This window comes from Sporosarcina sp. P34 (assembly GCF_002743375.1).
Lineage (GTDB): Bacteria > Bacillota > Bacilli > Bacillales_A > Planococcaceae > Sporosarcina.
This window is the reverse complement of the sequence record NZ_PDZC01000002.1, coordinates 259582-280115: the sequence shown is the minus strand read 5'-3', so window position 1 is coordinate 280115 and position 20534 is coordinate 259582. Positions and strand designations below refer to the sequence as shown.

Sequence of the window (20534 nt, the reverse complement as noted above, 5' to 3'; positions counted from 1 at the left end):
CGATCCCCATTCATGCCAACAAGGAGTGTATTGTTTTTGATAAATCACTTGCTGCATACTGTGGATCTTTAGCCGATGCGATAGCGGAGACCACAGCAATACCGTCTGCCCCGGCTTGGATAACAGAGCCGGTAGTAGCCAGCGTAATGCCTCCTATAGCGACGATCGGCATATCAGGGAACGCAGTATGAATTTCTTTTACTAGAGTGGTACCTACAACTGCCGAAGCATCGAGTTTGGTTGACGTCGGATAGATCGGACCTAGACCTACATAATTCGCCCCAATTGATTGTGCAATTTGTACCTCATGTGCATTGTGAGTCGAAACTCCAAGCCACTTATCCGGACCCATTCGCTGACGCACGCTGTCTGCCTGTTCATCATCTTGTCCTACATGAACCCCGTCTGCATTAATGGCCAAAGCCAAATCCACATCGTCATTGATGATGAAAGGAACACGATACACTTTGCAAAGTGCCTGACACTTTCTAGCAAAACCGAGCAAAGCCTCGCCTTCAAGTGCATTCGATCCCTTTTCACGCAACTGAAAACATGTAACACCACCGCGAAGAGCCGCTTCTACTATTGCTAACGGATCTTGATTCCCTGCATTTGGTGTGCCCATTACAAAATATAAGCCTAATGCTTTCCTCACATCCATGTTTGGCATCAGTGCATCTCCTTTTTCAGGTCACCGTACGCCCAGTGATTGGTTGGTCCGTGCCCTGAACCAATCTTTAAGCCATTTTCAATCGCTGCCTGTATGAATTGCTTCGCTTCGGCAACTGCATCCGTTAAGGAATAGCCCCTAGCTAGAAAACTCGTCAAAGCCGCTGCGAATGTGCATCCGGTTCCGTGTGTATCTTTAGTTTGAATCCAAGGTGTTGTTACAGTGAATGACTGCCCTTCTTTGTCCGCGTAATAATCCTTTGCATCCAGTACATCATTGCGGTGACCGCCTTTCATAACGACGGCTCTTGCTCCCATTTTGATAAAAGCGGCTGCAGCTTGCCGAATGTCTTCGTCTGTTTGTATTTTCATTCCGGTTAGCACTTCCGCTTCAGGAATATTTGGAGTCACAACGGTAGCCAGCGGTAGTAAATGTTCTTTTAATGCTTCAATCGCCTGTTGTTGCAATAAAGCCTGTCCTCCCTTTGCAATCATGACAGGGTCAATGACTAAAGGAAACGGAGGATATTCTTTTAATAGCGTTGCTACTTCCGTAATGATTTCTGACGAAAACAACATCCCGGTTTTACATGCTTTCACATCAAAGTCATCAAGTACTGCACGTATTTGTGCTATTACTCCGTCTGTCTGTATTGGATAAACACTGTGAACGCCGTGTGTGTTCTGAGCCGTCACTGCGGTTATGGCAGATGTGCCGTATACACCTAGCTCCTGAAACGTCTTTAAGTCGGCCTGAATTCCTGCGCCTCCTCCGCTATCTGAACCGGCAATGGTCAATGCTACTTGTACTGTCAATTGAAAAACCTCCTGTCTAGTATACTGAAATTTTTTTCCGTTCGTTATCCAATGTATGTAAAGTATTTAAGAAGTTCACAGCAAAGTCGCCAGGACCACGTGATACTTTTGCTGTTTGTTCACCAGCCCGTTTATAAAATGAAAGGGCATCCGCTACGGCCTCCAAAGGATGTTCCATTCCTACAGAGAGAAAAGCACCCGTTACAGAACTGAGTAAACAACCCGTGCCGGTTATGGTAGTCATCATCGGGTGGCCGCCTGTAATGGATAATGTGGAATGGCCATCCGTAACTACATCAACTTCGCCTGAAACCGCGACGAGACAGTTGTGCTTAAGAGCAGTCTTTTTCGCCATACTTTCTATGTCGGCAGAACCTTCTCCTGCGTCGACACCCTTAGCGGCCCATGGAACATCTGCAATCGCAGCAAGTTCCCCTGTATTACAGCGGATCAGTGTGATATCTACCTCGTCCAGTACTTTTAGGACACTAGCTTTACGAAAAGCCGTAGCACCTGCACCCACTGGATCTAGTACTACAGGTTTCCCTTCTGTGCGGGCGCTTTTTCCTGCCAAAATCATTGCATCTACTGTTTGTTGCTTCAATGTACCAATATTTAAAATACTGCAAGCGGCAATTCTTGCTATGTCTTCTGCCTCCTCCACTGCATCCGCCATAACGGGAGAAGCGCCTATTGCAAGTAACCCATTTGCCTGGAAATTCGCGACTACAAAGTTTGTCATGCAATGAACGAGCGGTTGCTTTTTACGAAGTTCTTGAATAAGCTGCATGTTTCTTTTCCTCCTTAAAAAGGTATATATACAAAAAGCCCATGCAAAGATGGGCGGTTGGGTATGAAAACTACCCACTTTCCTCCGCTAGTATGGACTAGATCAGGTTCAAAGGGTTTGCGTAATTGCATCTCAGCCGAAAGAAGGCGCCCCTAGTGGTGGCTATGTATTAGACAGGATGATTATATCATATACATGAAAAAGGTTAAAATTTTACTGGCATTATAGGATCAAAGTAATTGAAAATGAGTGATTGTGCATAGACGAAAAGGTATAACGATATGCTGAATGTTACATAATTATCTGAAGGCGTATAACTGTTTCAGATGAAATAGATAAAAGGGAGCAGATCGCAAATGGAAAAATTATTCGAAATTCAACAGATGAATCATACATTGGATGATATATCATTCACGTGGAGTGACACAGGTGGTTATTACCGTGTTTATAAAAATGACCGACAAGTATATGAAGGAACGGCTCCGAAGTTTACGGATGGGGAGCTAGATCGGTCATATCCTTTACAATATACAGTGGAACGAGTGGAGGAAGGGCAGGTTCGAGATGTAATTGTTATTCAGACATCACCGCTGACAGAAGTTCAGGAAGATGAACATCCTTTACAACGCTTGGTGATCACAACGATTGCCGCCCCATCACAAATTGCTCTGTCATGGGAGTGGATTAAGGATGTAGAGAAGTTTGATGTTTACCGTAATGGACAATACATCGAGACGATTTCTGATAATCGTTTTATTGATCGCGAGACAAGTTCTTCTGAGGCGGTTGTATATAGTATCGTGGCAACGCGCCCATTAATTGATAGCAATCAGAAAATGAATGTCAGTAAATCAATCGCATCAAAAGTGTTTGAAGTGATCATGCCTACGGATCCTACTAATAAACCAACAGAAGAAGTCTATACATTTTCCGTGCGAGTAAAGCAACGTGATCGATTACTCATTCCAGTGGCTGACAGGAAAAAGTTTAATGAAGTGAAGCAATGGAAGTTTCGCTACACGACTTTTTTAAAGGAAGATATTATAAAAAACCCGAATCTTTTTTCGCCGATTCCATACTTTACAGGAGATGATCGGGACTTCAACCCAGAAGGAAAAAGCTTCCGCACCCGTGTAGATATAGAAGGAGAGTTTATAGGTGAAGACAGCCATCTGCGGTTTACGAAAGCAACGGGGCCGTCAATTGGCTTAAATACTATGAAACGGTATAAACGCCATGCCCATGCTTCTGTAGAGGGGATAGAAATTGATCGGTTAGAGGGGAAACCGAAAGAAGTTCATTTTACAATTACTCATGATGTAGGCAATCCATTAACCGCTTCACCATCTATTCACTATGAAGTGAAAGCTCATTTGGATCAGCAAGGTAACTTAGATCTGGTTGGCTATCATAATGATGCGCCTCATCATGAAATTTATTTAGCGCTTGATGGCGAGAACTGGCGCACTGTACATCGTACTGAAAGTGAAGGATTGGCGTATTTGACGGGTGTGCTAGGAGATAATTATTGGCGCTATGTGACATGTAATTAATAACGAACCGCCGCAATCCACAAAGGATTGCGGCGGTTCGTTTAACTATACCTTACTAATTGATCGTATCTTGAAAACTCCTCCGTTCTGAATTTAGCTTTCTGACGTGGACGTTCAACTTCTTAATTGACTCTGCTGTCAGTTCAATTTTTCCGTCTGCTCATGTATTTTCCATGTCTCTAATTTTTCACTTATTTCTTTTATATTTTATCTATAGGCTACAAAACTTCGGGTCAATCAATCTATTACTCGAAAACAAGTCGCCGAAGTGCTATTTCGTTGGTTCGAACTTTATAAGCTTGGAACTTCAAAATCTTTTTCATTGATTTATAGTAATGTTTTGTTGAAAGCGCTTACCAAATGGTTTAAAATAAAAGATAGCTTATGAAAGCGCACACATCAGGCATAATGTGAAACTATGTTTCGTATAATAGCTTTGCGTGCATAACGATTGCGCTGGGATACAAGCAAAATAATGGGAACGGGGAGTGTGACGCAGTATGGTACAAGCTTCAGAAAATCTAGTTTATGCAAATCCGAATACACAAGGTTCAAAGGTTCAGTTCAAAGAACGCTATGATAATTTCATCGGTGGCAAGTGGACGGCACCAGTAAAAGGCCAGTATTTCGATAATTCCACGCCAGTTACAGGTAAGGTATTTACCCAAGTGGCGAGATCTACGGAAGAAGACATTGAACTGGCTCTGGATGCAGCTCATGCAGCAAAAGATGCATGGGGAAAGACATCGGTCACTGAACGTTCTAATATTTTGTTGAAGATAGCGGATCGTATTGAAGAGAACTTGGAAATGCTAGCTGTAGCTGAAACGTGGGATAACGGAAAAGCTATCCGTGAAACATTGAATGCTGATCTTCCGCTTGCAGTGGATCATTTTAGATACTTTGCTTCTGCAATACGTGCGCAAGAAGGCGGAGTTAGTCAAATTGACAACGATACAGTAGCCTACCATTTCCATGAGCCGTTAGGAGTCGTTGGGCAAATTATTCCCTGGAACTTCCCGCTTCTGATGGCGGTATGGAAACTTGCTCCGGCATTGGCTGCAGGAAACTGTATCGTATTAAAACCGGCTGAGCAAACACCTGCCTCCATTTTGGTATTGGTTGAATTAATCGAAGACTTACTACCAGCAGGTGTTCTGAATGTAGTCAACGGTTTCGGGCTAGAAGCAGGAAAACCACTAGCATCCAATCCGCGCATCAATAAAGTTGCCTTTACGGGGGAGACGACAACAGGTCGTCTAATTATGCAGTACGCTTCTCAAAACTTGATTCCGGTTACACTGGAACTGGGCGGAAAATCTCCGAATATTTTCTTTGAGGATGTCATGGCGCAAGACGATGCATTCCTTGATAAGGCAGTTGAAGGTTTTGTTATGTTTGCATTGAACCAAGGTGAGGTCTGTACATGTCCGTCCCGTGCATTGATTCAGGAATCCATTTATGACAAATTCATGGAACGCGCACTTGAGCGTGTTAAAGCGATCAAAATAGGAAATCCATTGGATCCAACGGTCATGATGGGTGCTCAGGCATCCACTGAACAACTAGAGAAAATTCTTTCTTACTTAGACATTGGAAAACAAGAAGGCGCGGAATGTTTGACGGGCGGTGAGCAAAATAAACTTGAAGGTGATCTTGCAGAGGGGTATTATGTGCAGCCGACTGTATTTAAAGGACATAATAAAATGAGGATCTTCCAAGAAGAAATCTTTGGTCCTGTAGTAGCGGTTACGACATTCAAAGATAAAGAAGAAGCACTGGAAATAGCGAATGACACATTGTATGGACTAGGTTCAGGTGTATGGACGCGCGATATGAATACAGCGTATCGTTTCGGTCGTGGTATTCAGGCAGGACGTGTATGGACAAACTGCTATCACGCGTATCCGGCACACGCTGCATTTGGTGGCTACAAAGCATCAGGAATCGGACGTGAAAACCACTTGCAAATGCTGGCACATTATCAGCAGACGAAGAACATGCTAGTTAGCTACGACGAAAGCAAACTAGGATTCTTTTGATTGAATCTATCTGGAGGATCCGAAGTGAATGGAGGAATTCCTATGCCAGATCGAGTAGTCGCAACAGAAGATGCGTTGGCCCTTATAGAATTGTTAAAAGATAAGCACGGCCCTTTGATGTTTCACCAGTCTGGCGGTTGCTGTGATGGATCTTCTCCGATGTGTTACGAAGATGGAGACTTGATTATAGGTAATCAAGATATCTTGCTTGGGCATATTGGCGGCATGCCATTCTATATGATGAAAAGCCAGTTTGAATACTGGAAGCATACACAACTGATTATTGATGTAGTCGACGGACGTGGAGGGATGTTTTCGCTTGAAGGGGTAGAAGGCAAACGTTTCTTAACTAGATCCCGTGCTTTCACCGACGGGGAGTATAAGGAATTAACTTCATAAAAAAGCCTTCCGAAGAATAGGAAGGCTAGGACTGAAAGCAACTCTCATCACATGAGACCTTGCTTTCAGTTTTTTATTTACTGTATTTGATTTCTATCATGCCAGAAAACGTTGGCGATCCTCGGGCGAAGGCAACATGCAGGATAACTCCTTCTTACCGAACCATTTATATCGATTTTTTGCAATATAGTCATAGACGACGTCGCGGATTGCTGGCGGAATGACTACGAATAAAAATGCCAAGTGCCATAAACCATCCAATTTTTTGGCGATACGTAAAGCTGCGCCTGACTTTGTATAGGCTTTACCGTTTTCAATCAATACTAAGCTATCTACGTCATCAGAAATTTGGTAGTCTTTCCGAAGTTTTCTACCTACATCGTCTTGTAACGAAGCAAATGAAAAGTGTTTGTACGGGTCACGTTTAATGATAAATTGAACGCTTGCATCACAGAAGTTACATTCGCCATCAAATAGTATAATTCTATCTCGTTTCATAGTTACTCTCTCCTTCGAAAATAGATGATATCGTACTATACCCACATAGCTTTGACTTCACTCATGCGCAGTAAACAGAATAGTGTGAATTTGTTGGCGTGTAGTATATAATAAAAGATAATAAGCTCGCCTTGTCTTGTGCATCATATAAAAAAGAAGGAGTGAAAAAGTATGGAGCGTCAATACATCCATCCAGCTGAGCTGGAGTTGCGTCGTGACTCTGACTTTTTACGTTCTGAGAATATGGTAGGCGAAGGTGCTCCGGTTCATGGCGCGTTAAATGAATGTAAATTTATTGTGAAGAAGCTGGAATTAATAGAGAATAGTCTAGGTTATGAGAAGCCTTCTACACCTAGAAGCTGTGAATTATAAATAGCTTATTCAAAATATAGCAATGACCTTTATCTCTATTGATAAAGGTCATTGCTATTTATTTTTCACTATACTATGGCGGCAGCCCGTAACAAACTTGTTGGCTCGCATGTAATAAGGTATAAGGAGGTGGAGAAATGAACCAAGGACATTGTGGAATGTCAGGCGGACATGGTCAGCAGGGATGGGGACACCATCAGCATCATCAAGGAATGCATGGCCATCAAGGTTTTCAACCCGTTTTTTGCCCGCCACAATATCGCTTTAACGATTGCTTCACTAAACAGGAAATGCCATTTATTCATCCGATCGTGAATGTGAATCGACACCACGTAGTCGGCGTGCCACAGCACTACTACACAGAAACTACGGAAAACGTTATGGGCTCTACTATCATGCCAGGAAGAGGACCAGGCTATGGACCAGGATTTGGACCAGGATCTGGAGGTATGTGGGGTGGCGGAGGTTGTCACCGCCGTAGAAGATGCCGCTGATCATTTTTTAATATGAAGAATCCGCCATCTCTAGTATTTCAGAGATGGCGGATTGTTTTATTTCCTCAAGCGCCAGACTCTCGGGACGTTTCAGAACTACCAAAAAGGCAAAGAGCGCCTTTGTGGTATTTCCTCCAACGCCTGTCGAGTCTAAATGGCGCTTTCAGCATTAGGGTTATGCGTTAAAGTATCTTGCGTCGGGATGGGCGAAGACGATGGCGGATACGGATGCTTCTGGTTCCATCATGAATTCTTCTGTTAGTACGACGCCGTGGTCTTCCGGTTTGATGAGGCGGAAGAGTTTAGCTTGATCTTCTAGATTTGGACAAGCCGGGTAGCCGAATGAGAAACGTTGGCCTTGGTATTTGGCCGCGAAACGTTCGAGCATTGTAAAGTCTGTCGGATCAGGGAATCCCCATTGGTCACGTATTTCTTGGTGAATCCGTTCAGCGAAGCCTTCTGCCAACTCCAACGCAGTCGCTTGGAACGCATGGCTTTCAAGGAATTTGCCTTCTTCCTTCAGTTTGTTTGCATAATCACGGACCCCTTTACCAGCAGTCACTTGCATGAATGCAACGTAATCCATTTCACCACTTTGCACTGTTTTCAAGTAATCAGCCAAGCACAGGAAAGGCTCTTTTTCTTGACGGGGGAACGTAAATCGTTCAATTTCAGTTTTTGAATCTTCCGGATCATAAATGATCACGTCATCCCCGTCTGCCTGAGCGGGGAAGAATTGATAGATACCGGAAGCTTTCATCTTGTCGGACTTCAAGAACTCCGTTACCATTTCATGAAGTTGTACTGCGCGTTCTTCTTTTCTTTCAAGCATTTTATCGACATTTCCTCGTAGACCTAAGTGGTGACCGATAAGTGTACGCATATTTACGTAAGGATGTAAGTGGGCAACCGAGTAATCTTTCACGACCCGTCTACGTAAATCGGTTGGTGTGAATACAGGAACGTCAGTGCGTACCGTTTTCACAGGACGTGGCTTCACTGCAACTGCTGTCGTGCCTCGACTTGCTTTAATCGCATCATTGGTTTCGCGTTTCTCGATACTTTCTGCTAATTCTTCGAGTAACGCCCCTTTGTCATTACTTTGTAGACGGTTTGCTAAGTCGAGACCTTGCATCGCATCTTTTGCAAAAATAACCGGGCCATCGTACTCAGGTGCGATTTTCGTTTCAGTAAAGCGCCTTGTTAATGCGGCTCCACCTACCATTACTGGCGTGTCGATTCCTGCTGCCTTAAAGTCCTGTGCTGTCAACACCATTTGCTGGGCAGACTTTACGAGAAGTCCAGATAGTCCTACAATGTCTGGTTTTTCTTTACGAATTACTTCGATTAATGTAGCTGGCGTAACTTTAATACCAATATCTATTACTTTAAATCCGTTATTACTTAAGATGATTTCCACGAGGTTTTTTCCGATATCATGTACGTCACCTTTGACTGTTGCCAGAATGATCTTGCCTTTCCCGCTATCGTCTTCTTTCTTTTCCATGAACTGTTCAAGGTATGAAACAGAAGCTTTCATGACTTCAGCACTTTGAAGAACTTCCGCTACGATCAGCTGGTTGTCATTGAATAGACGCCCAACTTCAGCCATTCCTTTCATCAAAGGACCATTGATGATATCAAGTGGTGTGTCGTATGTCTTTAAAGCCGTTTCCAAATCAGGAATTAAGCCTTCCTTTGTACCCTCCACTACATAGTACGCAAGACGATCAGGCACAGTTTTTGGAATATCGTCTTCTGATTTCTCTTTTTTCTTACCACGATAGAAGTCCGTAAACTCCGCTAATGTTTCATCTGTAGTGTTAAACAGTAATTCGTTCGCCAGTTTAATTTCTACTTCTGGAATCGAAGCAAAGCGCTCAAGTTTCTCCGTATTTACAATTGCATAATCCAGACCTGCTTGTGTGCAGTGATACAAGTACACGGCATTCAACACTTCACGGCCAACAGGGGGCAACCCGAAGGATACGTTACTGACACCGAGAGTCGTTAAAGTGCGCGGAAGTTTTTCTTTGATTAATCGAATTCCTTCAATTGTTTCTACTGCCGATCCAATGTATTGTGCGTCACCTGTACCAACAGGGAAGACGAGTGGATCAAAAATAATATCTTCCGGTGGGATCTCCCATTTATTAACGAGTAAATCATAAGAACGCAACGCAACTTCTAGCTTACGTTCTCTCGTCACTGCCATTCCGGTTTCATCAATCGTTCCTACAACTACGGCCGCTCCATATTTTTTTACTAAAGGAAGTACGGCATCAAAGCGTTCTTCACCATCTTCTAAGTTAATAGAGTTGATGATTGCTTTACCCTGCGAGAATTTCAAGGCCTCTGCAATGACGTTTTCGTCTGTAGAGTCGATGACTAGAGGAACTTTGACTTTTTTTACGACTTCTTTCATGAAGCGAGTCATATCGTATAATTCATCACGGTCAGGGTTCGCAAGACAAATATCCAATACATGCGCACCACGTTTTACTTGTGCCCGTGCGATTTCTGCAGCTTCCTCAAACTTTTCTTCTATAATTAGTTGTTTGAATTTACGTGAACCGATAACGTTTGTACGTTCCCCGATTAATAATGGACGTAATGTATCATCGTAGAGCAAAGGTTCAATCCCTGAAATGGCATGACCATGAGGATTTTCTGGCATCTTGCGTGGAGCCTTGTCTTTAACTACCTCACGAATTGCGCGAATATGATCAGGCGTTGTACCGCAGCAACCGCCAACCATGTTCAACCAACCTTTTTCAGCGAAGCCTTCCAGCTTTTTCGATAATGATTCAGGAGATTCATGATAATGTCCTTCTTCATCCGGCAATCCGGCATTTGGATAACAGGTTACGTAGCTAGTCGCCAATTCGGACAATGAACGCAAATGGTCAGTCATGAATTCAGGACCTGTTGCACAGTTTAAACCGACCGAAAGTGGGTGGACGTGTTCAATGGAAATATAGAAGGCTTCAATACTTTGTCCAGCAAGCGTTGTACCCATCGGTTCAATCGTACCTGAAATCATGATAGGAATTTCGCGTCCAAGCTCTTCAAACGCCTTCTTAATACCAATTGTTCCAGCTTTCACATTCAGCATATCCTGACTTGTTTCCATCAGTATCAAATCGCTGCCTGCTTCTATAAGCGCTCTTGCCTGTACATAGAAATCATTAGATAGTTCATCGAACGTAATACCGCCCGTTACAGAAAGCGTCTTTGTCGTGGGCCCGATCGCGCCCGCGACAAAACGTGGCCATTCTGGTGTGGAAAACTTCGCTGCACTCTTTTTCGCAATTTCTACAGACTTTGCATTAATTTCAACTGCACGATGACCAAGTGAAAATTCATCCAATACAAGGGGAGTACCGCCAAATGTATTCGTACAAATGATATCAGCACCGGCTTCTAAATATTCATCGTGAATCTTCTCCAAAACATCAGGGCGTAACACACTCATGTATTCATTACATCCATCGTATTCTTCTCCGCCGAAGTCTTCCGTTGAGAAATCTTCCGCTTGCAGCATCGTCCCCATCGCACCATCAATGATAAGGATTCTTTTTTCTAGTTGTTCTTCAATGGGATGTCTCTGCATGTGTTAATTCCCTCTCCTTCTGCTGGTCTATTTTCTTAATATATTCATGTAACTCTAATGTCATATCGTAACGTAGGAACGGTGTGATGAGGTACAGTCCATTAAAATACTGAGCCGCTGTATCTATCAATTCTTTTGCAATTTCAAGCCCTGTTTCAGTTGATTTTTCACGGTCATCTCCGCATTCACGCATTCTTTCCAACACATCTTCCGAAAGCTTGATACCCGGTACCTCGTGATGCAGGAACTCTGCATTTCGTATATTCGTCAATGGCATGATCCCAATAAAGATCGGTGTATCCAGGTGTTTTGTTGCTTCGTATACATCAATAATCTTTTCTTTCGTGTAAACTGGCTGAGTGATGAAATAGTCCGCACCCGCTTCAATCTTCTTCTCGAGCCGTTGTACAGCACGATCGATGACGCGGACGTTCGGATTGAAAGCTGCTGAAATAGAGAAGCTGGCTTTCTTGCGCAACGGCTTACCGGAGAATGAAATTCCTTCATTCAATTTCTTAATTAACTGTAATAACTCCATGCTAGATACATCGTAGACGCTTGTAGCACCGGGGAAGTCCCCAACCTTTGTCGGGTCGCCTGTCACAGCTAGGATATCGTGAATGCCTAATGCATCAAGCCCCATCAAATGCGATTGCAAGCCAATGAGATTGTGATCGCGACACGTTAAATGTACAAGCGGGCGGATATTATGTTGCATCTTGACGATCGAGCCCATCGCCATGTTGCTGATGCGTGGAGAAGCAAGTGAATTATCTGCCATGGTTATAGCGTCAACTCCCGCGTCATATAACAAATTTGCACCTTTGATATAATCTTCTGTTTCCAAGTGGCGCGGTGTATCTAGTTCTACTATTACTGTACGCTCTGTTTTTGCTTTTTCGTGAAGAGGTTGATGTTTTGCAGGTTCCGCTTCATGAATCACGATGGGTTTCGCTGGTTGTACGATCTTTTCTGTGATGGGTGTCAGTCGCGCTAACTGTGTTTTCGCAGCTTTAATATGCTTAGGTGTTGTCCCGCAACATCCTCCAATCAATCGAACACCTTGATCACGAAGTAATACAGCAGCGCGTCCAAAGTATTCTGCTTCTGATTCATAAACAATACGTCCATCTTCTACATCTAAGAGACTGGCGTTTGGATATGCGGATAAAAATGCTTTCTCTGGTAGTGTCACATTATCGAATGCTTGAATCGTGTGGTAAGGACCTAATCGACAGTTAACGCCTACGATATCCGCTCCGAGCGACTCTAGCTGATGAAGTGCATCGTTTAATGAAAGTCCGTTCTGTAAGACGCCGGGGTCATGCATAGAAACTTGTGCAATCAATGGAACATCCGTGATTTTCTTTAATGTTGTAACTACGGATGATAGCTCTTCGAAGTCATAATACGTCTCTAATAGAAGACCGTCAGGATCACCTGTTAATAATGCATTGGCTTGTTCAAGTACGACTTTTTCAATTTCATCCAGTGTCGCATCGCTTTTACGTATACCTCGCAAGCCGCCTATTGTTCCAAGTACAAATTGCCCCCCAGGCGCAGCTGCACGTTTGGCAATTTGAATGGCTGCTTTATTGAAATCCGTGACATGACTTTCTAAGCCGTAGCGAGCTAATTTGATTGCGTTCGCACTGTAAGTGTTTGTCTGGATTATATCTGCACCAGCTGAGATGTAGTCTTGATGAATTTGCTCTATAATTTCAGGCTTTTCTATATTTAGTTCTTCATAACAGTAATCAATTCCGTAAGAATATAAAATCGTCCCCATTGCACCATCTGCCGTTAGGACATTTGTTTGTAGTTTCTCGAGCAATGACATAAATCCATCTCCCCTTTAGCTTGTTTAATCAAAAAAAGCCTTCAAGTATATTAGAAGGCTTTGTAATCTCAATGACTAGTTCCCTCTCATCTTTTCAGAGTGTCAATTTGACAGTCTGCTGGAAGTAGCACCTTGCCCAAATGGCTGGTTGCTGAAGCGTCGACGGGCCAGTCCCTCGGCTTCTCTTGATAAGATATGTTTCTTATTCAATTATTTAGATTATTCTAACCACATCATAGCGGCTTTGTTGGCTATCGTCAAGTGTCCGTTTGGTGAAGTTCAAAGCGTGGAGTTAGTGCATAGAGAAATTACGGTGTATATGCTAAAATTAATGAAATAACTTGAAAAGGTGAGAAATTATGCGTTTCTTTAAATACTCATTTCCAATCGCTGTTCTTGTAGGTACACTTGCTTGGATTATGATAGGTAACAGTTACGAAGAAGTTGCTTATGATATGCGTGTGTATATTACAATTGGGGCTGCTATATTCAGTGGTTTACTCTCAAGTGTTTTGTTTCGCAAAGAAAAGGAAGAACAGATCGATGAGAAAAAGTAGACTGTCAGCTTTATGCTGCAGTCTTTTTTTGTCTGTTTTTATAAGTTAACCAAGAAATAAATTGTGTTGACATGCAATGGGTTAACCGATATTATTTATGAGGTAACCAATTTAAAAAGAGGTGTCGTAATGACAATAGCAGCAGAGAGAAGACCGGGAAGTAGATTCAGTGCACTAACTATTGTATATAGCGGGATGTTCGCAGCGTTAATGATGATTGGAGCGAATATTACATCCTTCGTACCGTTTTTAGTAGTTGGTGGAGTACCCATCACATTACAAACATTTTTCGCTATCTTATCAGGGCTATTACTTGGTAGTCGTCTAGGTGCATTATCGATGACCGTCTATATGTTAATAGGACTAGCAGGAGCACCAGTCTTCGCTAAATTTTCAGGAGGCTTCGGTCAGATCTTGAGTCCAACATTTGGATTTATTCTCACGTTTATTCTGATCTCTTATGTAGCTGGAAAGATTGTTGAGCGAAAGCATACTATGTCTGCATTTATTATCGCAGCATTTATCGCTACAGCAATCAACTATATACTAGGTACAACTTGGATGTATTTTGCGTACAAGATGTGGGCTGCTGCACCCGACGTGTTTACCTACAAGATTGCTTGGCTGTGGATGATGCCGCCACTACCGAAAGATTTAATTCTAGCTGTACTGTCAGGCATATTCGCATTTAGAATATCAAAACACTTGAAAGTGAGGCGGACATTATAATGAACTATCAAAGGCTGGCTACTCAAGTACTCGAAGGCCATGTGCTAACTGATGAGGAATCACTCGCAATATTGAATAGCCCAGATGAGGATTTACTATTATTACTGCACGCGACATACTCGATCCGATCACATTACTTCGGCAATAAAGTAAAGTTAAATATGATCATCAATACGAAATCGGGGCTATGTCCAGAAAACTGTGGATATTGCGCACAATCCATTATTTCAAAAGCACCTGTTGAAAAGTATGCAATGATGAAATCGGAAGAAATACTAGAAGGTGCGGAACGTGCCGCTGCTAATAATGCGGGCACCTATTGCATCGTAGCAAGTGGGCGAGGACCGCGTGACAGTGAGTTGGACATCGTGATTGATTCTGTTAAACAGATTAAAGAGAAGCACAAGAACATGACGGTATGTGCTTGTTTAGGTATTTTGAAGCCGGGACAAGCAACACGTTTGAAAGAGGCAGGAGTAGATCGCTATAACCATAACTTGAACACATCTGCAGAACATCACGAGAATATAACAACGTCGCATACATACGATGATCGTGTAAATACTGTAGGACTTGCCAAAGAAGCGGGCATCTCTCCATGTTCAGGCGTTATCGTCGGCATGCGTGAAACAAAACAAGATATCATATCCATGGCGCGTAGCCTACGTGAATTGGACGCAGACTCGATACCTGTAAACTTCTTGCACGCAGTGGATGGAACCCCGTTGGAAGGAACATCAGAACTGGATCCACGTTACTGCTTAAAGGTCTTGTGCCTATTCCGTTACATTAATCCTAGCAAGGAAATTCGCATCTCGGGTGGACGTGAAGTGAATCTTAGAAGCCTACAACCCCTAGGCCTCTACGCTGCGAACTCCATCTTTATCGGTGATTACCTCACAACATCTGGTCAAGAAAACGATCAAGATCAAAAAATGTTGGAAGATATGGGCTTCGAAGTTGACCTGGAACCTTTGAAAAAAGAACCCGTCACTTTGTAAATAGAAAAGAAGAAAATATTAGTATACGCCGTGACTGAAGACAATCCACTATAAGGATCTGTTCTTCAGTCTTTTCTTATTTAGTTAGAATTCCGTTTAGGGAGGTTACAATAGTGCACCGTAAGTGTAAAGCACCCGTCTAGAATGTTAGTAAACGGTGCCAAACTATCCACTTTATTTTTTGTCTCATTACTAATTGAATAATCAATAGCCAGATGTGACAACCTAGCAATAGGTTTTCTTTCAACGTAATAAGGTATACATATAAACAAATGAATTGCATCCCACCTAATTTTTACGATATAATTAAGTCAAAGATAGTCAAAGTCAACTAGGAGATTGAGTGAAGCGAGGTGACGAGATGCGTAATATTTCTGACATTATAGAAGGGTATTTGAAGTCGATTATAGAAGAGGAAGATAGTGCTTCTATTGAAATCAAAAGAAATGAGATTGCCGAGAAATTCCAATGCGTACCATCACAGATCAACTACGTAATCAAAACCCGGTTTACGGTCGAAAGAGGCTATGCCGTGGAGTCTAAGCGAGGGGGCGGGGGCTACATCCGAATTTATAGAGTACGTACCAACTCCCGAAAGGACTTACTTGAACAAGCGTTGGAGATTTTGGAGAGTGAAGCGTCTTCTACAATGGCGGAAGATGTCATCATCCGTTTAATTGAAGAAGAAGTCATTACAGAACGTGAAGCAAAGCTGATGCTTGCTGCGGTGAGTCGCGCTACTCTGCGTTATATGTTGCCTGAGCGGGATGCGTTACGTTCGCGTATTCTTCGCGCCATGTTAGTTACGTTAATTTATGAAGAGATAGAATGAGGTGAATCTCCATGCTTTGTGAAAACTGTAAAGAACGACCGGCTACTGTAGTGTTTAAACAGGAAACTTTAAATAATGCAACAGAGCGCCATTTATGTGATAAATGTGCATTTTACTCACAAACATTTACTTTCAGTCCAGACCAGGAGCCGTTATCCATTCAACAATTTTTAGCACACTGGTTGGGCGGTTCAGAATTATTTTCAGAACAAAAAGTTGATGAAAGATTACCAGATGGTCCGAAATGTCCAAATTGCGATTTGTCTTTTCATCGTTTCCTGGATATCGGAAAGTTTGGCTGTGCTGTATGTTACGAAGCATTCAGCGGACAACTGCCAAGGTTGTTTGCCAAATTGCATAATGGACATACCCAACACCGTGGAAAGATTCCGGTTTCACTTAATGAACGCTTTGCTTTGAAGAGAAAACTTGAAGATATCCGCACGAAAATGCAGCAAGCCGTAGAAAATGAACATTTTGAAGAGGCGGCAACTTTGCGTGATGAGGCGAACCAGTTGAAACAGCAACTGTCAGACGGGGGTGATGATCGACATGTCATTTGAAAAATTCCTCAAACAAGAACTGACAGGTTGGATGGTGGCGGAAGGTGAGCACGCTGACATTGTTTTATCCACAAGAATCAGGTTAGCTCGTAACTTGCAAGATTATCTATTTCCGATTAGTGCTTCACAGGAAGACGCAAACCGCGTGAGCGAAGCGTTAAATCAAGCAGTCAAGACGATGCAGAATCACCATTTCACAGGCACAGCAATGAAAGATTTGTCACCACTTGAAAGACAAATCTTAGTTGAGAAACATTTGGTCAGTCCACAGTTGATCAACCCTGAAAAACATGGGTCGGTTTTGCTTTCAGAAGACGAAACGATCAGTATTATGGTGAATGAAGAAGATCATATTCGCATTCAATGTATATATCCTGGTTTTCAAATAGACCAGGCATATGAACAGGCTGATCGAGTGGATAGCGAACTGGAAGTGAATTTGAACTATGCTTTCGATGAAACATTCGGCTATTTGACAAGTTGTCCATCCAACACAGGTACAGGAATGCGCGCGTCTGTCATGATGCATTTACCTGCGTTGACGATCACTAAGCAAATCGAGCGAATTATTCCCGCGATATCTAGACTTGGAATGGTCGTACGTGGAAGTTACGGGGAGGGCAGTGAAGCACTCGGCAATATTTATCAAGTGTCCAATCAAATCACACTCGGCAAATCAGAAGAAGAAATCTTCAAAGACTTGGAAAGTATTTCAAAGCGCTTGATTGCGCATGAAAAGAAATCACGTGAATTATTATTGGCTAAATCGGAAGTTCACTTAGAGAATAGGTTATTTAGGGCACTCGGTACCCTGACCTATTCGCGAATATTACCTTCAGCGGAAGCGGCAAAATGTTTGTCTGACGTTCGTTTGGGTATTGATTTAGGTATCATAGAAAATATTGATATGACCATTTTGAATGAATTGATGATTTTCATGCAGCCAGGTTTTCTTCAGCAATACGCAGAGACGGAACTAACATCTGAGGAACGAGATATCCTTCGTGCGCAATTATTCCGAGATCGGCTAGGTGTAGTGCGGTCTGCTGAACAAAAAAAAGACAGTGATCCGTCATGAGCATAGTTTTTGCAAGAAAGTCTAATAGCATTTATAATTAATCAAAGATAGTCAAAGTCAATATGCGAATTAGGTTGTATCGCAAACTGACGTGAATATATATAGTTATAGGAAACAAGGCAAGGATGCGTTATTTTGCATAACATAGAATATAGTCCACTGATGAAGGAAGAGGGGAATGGATATGATGTTTAATCGATTTACACAACGTGCACAAAAAGTTTTACAACTGGCTCAAGAAGAGGCTATTCGTTTAAAACATGAATCTATTGGTACTGAGCATATTCTACTCGGATTGATTCGAGAAGGTGGCGGCATCGCAGCAAAAGCTCTTGAAGCAATTAGCGTGAGTGCAGATACTATTGAGCGAGAAGTAGAAATTCTAGTAGGTGTAGGCTCTAAAGATGTAGGTCCGATCGTTCATTATACTCCACGCGCAAAACGTGTCATCGAATTATCCGTGGATGAGTCTCGTAAATTAGGACATTCTTATATTGGTACCGAGCATATTTTATTGGCTTTGATTCGAGAAGGAGAAGGCGTGGCAGCGCGCGTTCTGAATAATGCGGGTGTTAGCTTGAATAAAGCACGCCAGCAAGTACTTCAATTGCTTGGTAATGATGAAAGCTCAGTTGGGAACCCAGCAAATTCTGCATCAGCGGCAACACCAACATTAGATGGCTTAGCGCGTGATTTAACTGAGATCGCACGTGAAGGTACATTAGATCCTGTTATTGGACGAAGCAAAGAAATCACACGTGTTATTGAAGTATTGGCACGCCGAACAAAAAACAACCCCGTGCTGATTGGGGAACCAGGTGTAGGTAAAACAGCGATTGCGGAAGGTTTGGCGCAGCAAGTCGTAAGTAATGAAGTACCTGAAATTTTGCGTGACAAACGCGTGATGACGCTGGATATGGGGACAGTCGTTGCGGGCACGAAATACCGCGGTGAGTTTGAAGATAGAATGAAGAAAGTAATGGAAGAAATTCGTCAAGCAGGTAACATCATTTTATTCATCGATGAATTACACACGTTAATCGGTGCAGGTGGAGCAGAAGGGGCTATTGATGCCTCCAACATCTTGAAGCCATCACTTGCACGTGGCGAACTACAATGTATCGGTGCTACAACACTTGACGAATACCGTAAATATATTGAAAAAGATGCAGCACTTGAACGACGTTTCCAACCGATCCAAGTCGATGAGCCAACTGTAGACGAAACAATTCAGATTATTAAAGGCTTGCGTGACCGTTACGAAGCGCATCACCGAGTAAAGATTACCGATGAAGCAGTTGAAGCAGCGGCGATGATGTCTGATCGTTATATCTCGGATCGCTTCTTACCAGATAAAGCGATTGACCTAATTGACGAAGCAGGGTCGAAAGTACGCTTGCGTTCGTATACAACTCCTCCTAATTTGAAGGAGCTCGAGGTGAAGCTTGAAGCAATCCGTTCCGAGAAGAATGCAGCCGTTCAAAGCCAAGAGTTTGAGAAGGCCGCTTCTTATCGTGATAAAGAGCAGAAAATGAAGGAAGAATTGGAAACAACGAAATCCGCTTGGAAAGAGAAGCAAGGGCAGACAGAGTCCGAAGTGACAGTAAATGATATCGCTTCTGTTGTGGCAATGTGGACAGGAATTCCCGTTGACAAGATTGCGGAAACAGAATCTGCTAAATTGCTTAACATGGAAGAAATTCTACATGAACGTGTCATTGGCCAAAATGAAGCTGTCGTAGCGATTTCCAAAGCAATCCGTCGTGCCCGTGCGGGATTAAAAGATCCTAAACGTCCAATTGGTTCATTCATTTTCCTTGGCCCTACTGGTGTAGGTAAAACTGAACTAGCTCGTGCGCTAGCGGAAGTAATGTTCGGTGATGAAGATGCGATGATTCGTATCGACATGTCAGAGTACATGGAAAAGCATGCAACATCTCGTTTAGTTGGATCACCTCCAGGCTATGTTGGTTATGAAGAAGGCGGTCAGTTAACGGAAAAAGTTCGCCGTAAGCCTTATTCAGTAGTACTACTTGATGAAATCGAAAAAGCACACCCTGATGTATTCAATATCTTATTGCAAGTATTGGAAGACGGGCGTCTGACGGATTCTAAAGGACGTACAGTTGATTTCCGTAACACGGTAGTCATCATGACTTCCAACGTAGGGGCAACGGAATTGAAGAAAAACCGTTACGTTGGCTTTAATATTCAAGATGGCGAATCAGATTATGATGATATGAAAGAGAAAATGCTTGCAGAATTGAAAAAAGCATTTAGACCAGAGTTCTTAAACCGTGTAGATGATATGATTGTCTTCCACTCATTGGAGAAAGAGCATTTGCGTGAAATTGTTAGCTTGATGAGTGATGAGCTGGCAAAACGTTTGGCTGAACAAGACATCGAATTGATGTTAACTGAATCTGCCAAAGATAAGATTACGGATGAGGGGTATGACCCTGAATACGGAGCTCGTCCACTACGCCGTGCATTACAGAAACATGTAGAAGATCGTTTATCTGAAGAATTACTCGAAGGTAAAGTTCTGGTGGGTGAAAAAGTAATCATTGATGTAGAAAATGACCAGTTTGTCGTGCGTACGGAGAAACCAACAGTGGCAGCAGAAAATTAATAATAGCATAAATCGGATAGCTCGCTCGCTTAGTTTTTAAAAAGCGCAGCGAGCTG

At 42.7% G+C, this 20534-nt stretch carries 18 protein-coding genes and 2 riboswitches; of the genes, 12 read left to right on the top strand and 6 right to left on the bottom strand.

The features are described 5' to 3' along the window. Positions 1-10: 10 nt before the first annotated feature. Genes thiE through thiM form a run of 3 tightly spaced genes read right to left on the bottom strand, consistent with a single transcriptional unit; the run spans position 11 to position 2275 of the window. Complete coding sequence (thiE, locus tag CSV63_RS05305) at positions 11-670, bottom strand: thiamine phosphate synthase (RefSeq protein ID WP_099694861.1); 660 nt, start codon at positions 668-670, stop codon at positions 11-13. Then, positions 670-1485, bottom strand: a complete 816-nt coding sequence (thiD, locus tag CSV63_RS05300) for a bifunctional hydroxymethylpyrimidine kinase/phosphomethylpyrimidine kinase (RefSeq protein WP_099694860.1) — start codon at positions 1483-1485, stop codon at positions 670-672. The genes thiE and thiD overlap by 1 nt, the downstream gene beginning before the upstream one ends. Before the next feature lie 16 nt (positions 1486-1501). Continuing rightward, positions 1502-2275, bottom strand: coding sequence for a hydroxyethylthiazole kinase (gene thiM / locus CSV63_RS05295; protein WP_099694859.1), 774 nt, complete (start codon positions 2273-2275; stop codon positions 1502-1504). A 62-nt stretch (positions 2276-2337) separates the two neighbouring features. Beyond that, positions 2338-2439, bottom strand: a riboswitch (TPP riboswitch). 192 nt (positions 2440-2631) lie between these two features. On the opposite strand from thiM, the gene CSV63_RS05290 reads away from it, so the two are divergent. The 3 genes from CSV63_RS05290 (at position 2632) to CSV63_RS05280 (ending at position 6269) form a co-directional block, all read left to right on the top strand. After that, entirely contained in the window at positions 2632-3828 is a 1197-nt protein-coding gene (locus CSV63_RS05290; RefSeq protein WP_099694858.1) for a DUF3238 domain-containing protein, read from the top strand. Between the two features lie 500 nt (positions 3829-4328). Continuing rightward, entirely contained in the window at positions 4329-5870 is a 1542-nt protein-coding gene (adh, locus tag CSV63_RS05285; RefSeq protein WP_099694857.1) for an aldehyde dehydrogenase, read from the top strand. Between the two features lie 42 nt (positions 5871-5912). Then, the gene (locus CSV63_RS05280) at positions 5913-6269 is read left to right on the top strand and encodes a DUF779 domain-containing protein (RefSeq protein ID WP_099695011.1); all 357 of its coding nucleotides are present in this window, start codon (positions 5913-5915) and stop codon (positions 6267-6269) included. 96 nt (positions 6270-6365) lie between these two features. On the opposite strand, the gene CSV63_RS05275 is transcribed toward CSV63_RS05280, so the two are convergent. Continuing rightward, positions 6366-6767 (bottom strand): thiol-disulfide oxidoreductase DCC family protein, encoded by a 402-nt coding sequence (locus tag CSV63_RS05275; protein WP_099694856.1) that lies wholly within the window; start codon positions 6765-6767, stop codon positions 6366-6368. Positions 6768-6938: 171 nt separating this feature from the next. On the opposite strand from CSV63_RS05275, the gene CSV63_RS05270 reads away from it, so the two are divergent. After that, positions 6939-7139, top strand: a complete 201-nt coding sequence (locus CSV63_RS05270) for a hypothetical protein (protein ID WP_099630506.1) — start codon at positions 6939-6941, stop codon at positions 7137-7139. A gap of 137 nt (positions 7140-7276) precedes the next feature. Next, positions 7277-7633 carry a hypothetical protein gene (locus CSV63_RS05265; RefSeq protein WP_099694855.1) on the top strand — a complete coding sequence of 119 codons (357 nt, stop codon included), beginning with the start codon at positions 7277-7279 and terminating at the stop codon, positions 7631-7633. Between the two features lie 175 nt (positions 7634-7808). Here CSV63_RS05265 and metH read toward each other — a convergent pair whose 3' ends face one another. Continuing rightward, positions 7809-11246 (bottom strand): methionine synthase, encoded by a 3438-nt coding sequence (gene metH / locus CSV63_RS05260; RefSeq protein WP_099694854.1) that lies wholly within the window; start codon positions 11244-11246, stop codon positions 7809-7811. Next, the gene (locus CSV63_RS05255) at positions 11227-13086 is read right to left on the bottom strand and encodes a bifunctional homocysteine S-methyltransferase/methylenetetrahydrofolate reductase (RefSeq protein ID WP_099694853.1); all 1860 of its coding nucleotides are present in this window, start codon (positions 13084-13086) and stop codon (positions 11227-11229) included. Before CSV63_RS05255 ends, metH begins: the two co-directional genes overlap by 20 nt. Before the next feature lie 83 nt (positions 13087-13169). Beyond that, positions 13170-13281, bottom strand: a riboswitch (SAM riboswitch). A gap of 164 nt (positions 13282-13445) precedes the next feature. Between CSV63_RS05255 and CSV63_RS05250 the strand changes: the two genes are divergently transcribed. From CSV63_RS05250 to CSV63_RS05220, 7 genes are all read left to right on the top strand, one after another. Then, entirely contained in the window at positions 13446-13643 is a 198-nt protein-coding gene (locus tag CSV63_RS05250) for a hypothetical protein (protein ID WP_099694852.1), read from the top strand. Between the two features lie 129 nt (positions 13644-13772). Beyond that, positions 13773-14372: a biotin transporter BioY gene (locus tag CSV63_RS05245; protein WP_099694851.1), complete on the top strand. Its 600-nt coding sequence runs from the start codon at positions 13773-13775 to the stop codon at positions 14370-14372. Beyond that, positions 14372-15373 carry a biotin synthase BioB gene (gene bioB / locus CSV63_RS05240; RefSeq protein WP_369823785.1) on the top strand — a complete coding sequence of 334 codons (1002 nt, stop codon included), beginning with the start codon at positions 14372-14374 and terminating at the stop codon, positions 15371-15373. The genes CSV63_RS05245 and bioB overlap by 1 nt, the downstream gene beginning before the upstream one ends. A 361-nt stretch (positions 15374-15734) precedes the next feature. Further along, complete coding sequence (locus tag CSV63_RS05235; protein WP_099695010.1) at positions 15735-16205, top strand: CtsR family transcriptional regulator; 471 nt, start codon at positions 15735-15737, stop codon at positions 16203-16205. Positions 16206-16216: 11 nt separating this feature from the next. Beyond that, entirely contained in the window at positions 16217-16768 is a 552-nt protein-coding gene (locus CSV63_RS05230; RefSeq protein ID WP_099694849.1) for a UvrB/UvrC motif-containing protein, read from the top strand. Beyond that, positions 16758-17846: a protein-arginine kinase McsB gene (mcsB, locus tag CSV63_RS05225; protein WP_099694848.1), complete on the top strand. Its 1089-nt coding sequence runs from the start codon at positions 16758-16760 to the stop codon at positions 17844-17846. The genes CSV63_RS05230 and mcsB overlap by 11 nt, the downstream gene beginning before the upstream one ends. Positions 17847-18030: 184 nt before the next feature. Then, positions 18031-20478, top strand: a complete 2448-nt coding sequence (locus CSV63_RS05220) for an ATP-dependent Clp protease ATP-binding subunit (RefSeq protein WP_099695009.1) — start codon at positions 18031-18033, stop codon at positions 20476-20478. Positions 20479-20534 lie beyond the last annotated feature (56 nt).

Coding starts and splice junctions, on each gene's coding strand:
- thiE (WP_099694861.1), bottom strand. CDS start 670: ATGCCAAACATGGATGTGAGGAAAGCATTAGGCTTATATTTTGTAATG.
- CSV63_RS05280 (WP_099695011.1), top strand. CDS start 5,913: ATGCCAGATCGAGTAGTCGCAACAGAAGATGCGTTGGCCCTTATAGAA.
- CSV63_RS05290 (WP_099694858.1), top strand. CDS start 2,632: ATGGAAAAATTATTCGAAATTCAACAGATGAATCATACATTGGATGAT.
- thiM (WP_099694859.1), bottom strand. CDS start 2,275: ATGCAGCTTATTCAAGAACTTCGTAAAAAGCAACCGCTCGTTCATTGC.
- CSV63_RS05265 (WP_099694855.1), top strand. CDS start 7,277: ATGAACCAAGGACATTGTGGAATGTCAGGCGGACATGGTCAGCAGGGA.
- CSV63_RS05230 (WP_099694849.1), top strand. CDS start 16,217: ATGCTTTGTGAAAACTGTAAAGAACGACCGGCTACTGTAGTGTTTAAA.
- CSV63_RS05270 (WP_099630506.1), top strand. CDS start 6,939: ATGGAGCGTCAATACATCCATCCAGCTGAGCTGGAGTTGCGTCGTGAC.
- CSV63_RS05220 (WP_099695009.1), top strand. CDS start 18,031: ATGATGTTTAATCGATTTACACAACGTGCACAAAAAGTTTTACAACTG.
- CSV63_RS05275 (WP_099694856.1), bottom strand. CDS start 6,767: ATGAAACGAGATAGAATTATACTATTTGATGGCGAATGTAACTTCTGT.
- CSV63_RS05255 (WP_099694853.1), bottom strand. CDS start 13,086: ATGTCATTGCTCGAGAAACTACAAACAAATGTCCTAACGGCAGATGGT.
- adh (WP_099694857.1), top strand. CDS start 4,329: ATGGTACAAGCTTCAGAAAATCTAGTTTATGCAAATCCGAATACACAA.
- metH (WP_099694854.1), bottom strand. CDS start 11,246: ATGCAGAGACATCCCATTGAAGAACAACTAGAAAAAAGAATCCTTATC.
- bioB (WP_369823785.1), top strand. CDS start 14,372: ATGAACTATCAAAGGCTGGCTACTCAAGTACTCGAAGGCCATGTGCTA.
- CSV63_RS05245 (WP_099694851.1), top strand. CDS start 13,773: ATGACAATAGCAGCAGAGAGAAGACCGGGAAGTAGATTCAGTGCACTA.
- mcsB (WP_099694848.1), top strand. CDS start 16,758: ATGTCATTTGAAAAATTCCTCAAACAAGAACTGACAGGTTGGATGGTG.
- CSV63_RS05250 (WP_099694852.1), top strand. CDS start 13,446: ATGCGTTTCTTTAAATACTCATTTCCAATCGCTGTTCTTGTAGGTACA.
- CSV63_RS05235 (WP_099695010.1), top strand. CDS start 15,735: ATGCGTAATATTTCTGACATTATAGAAGGGTATTTGAAGTCGATTATA.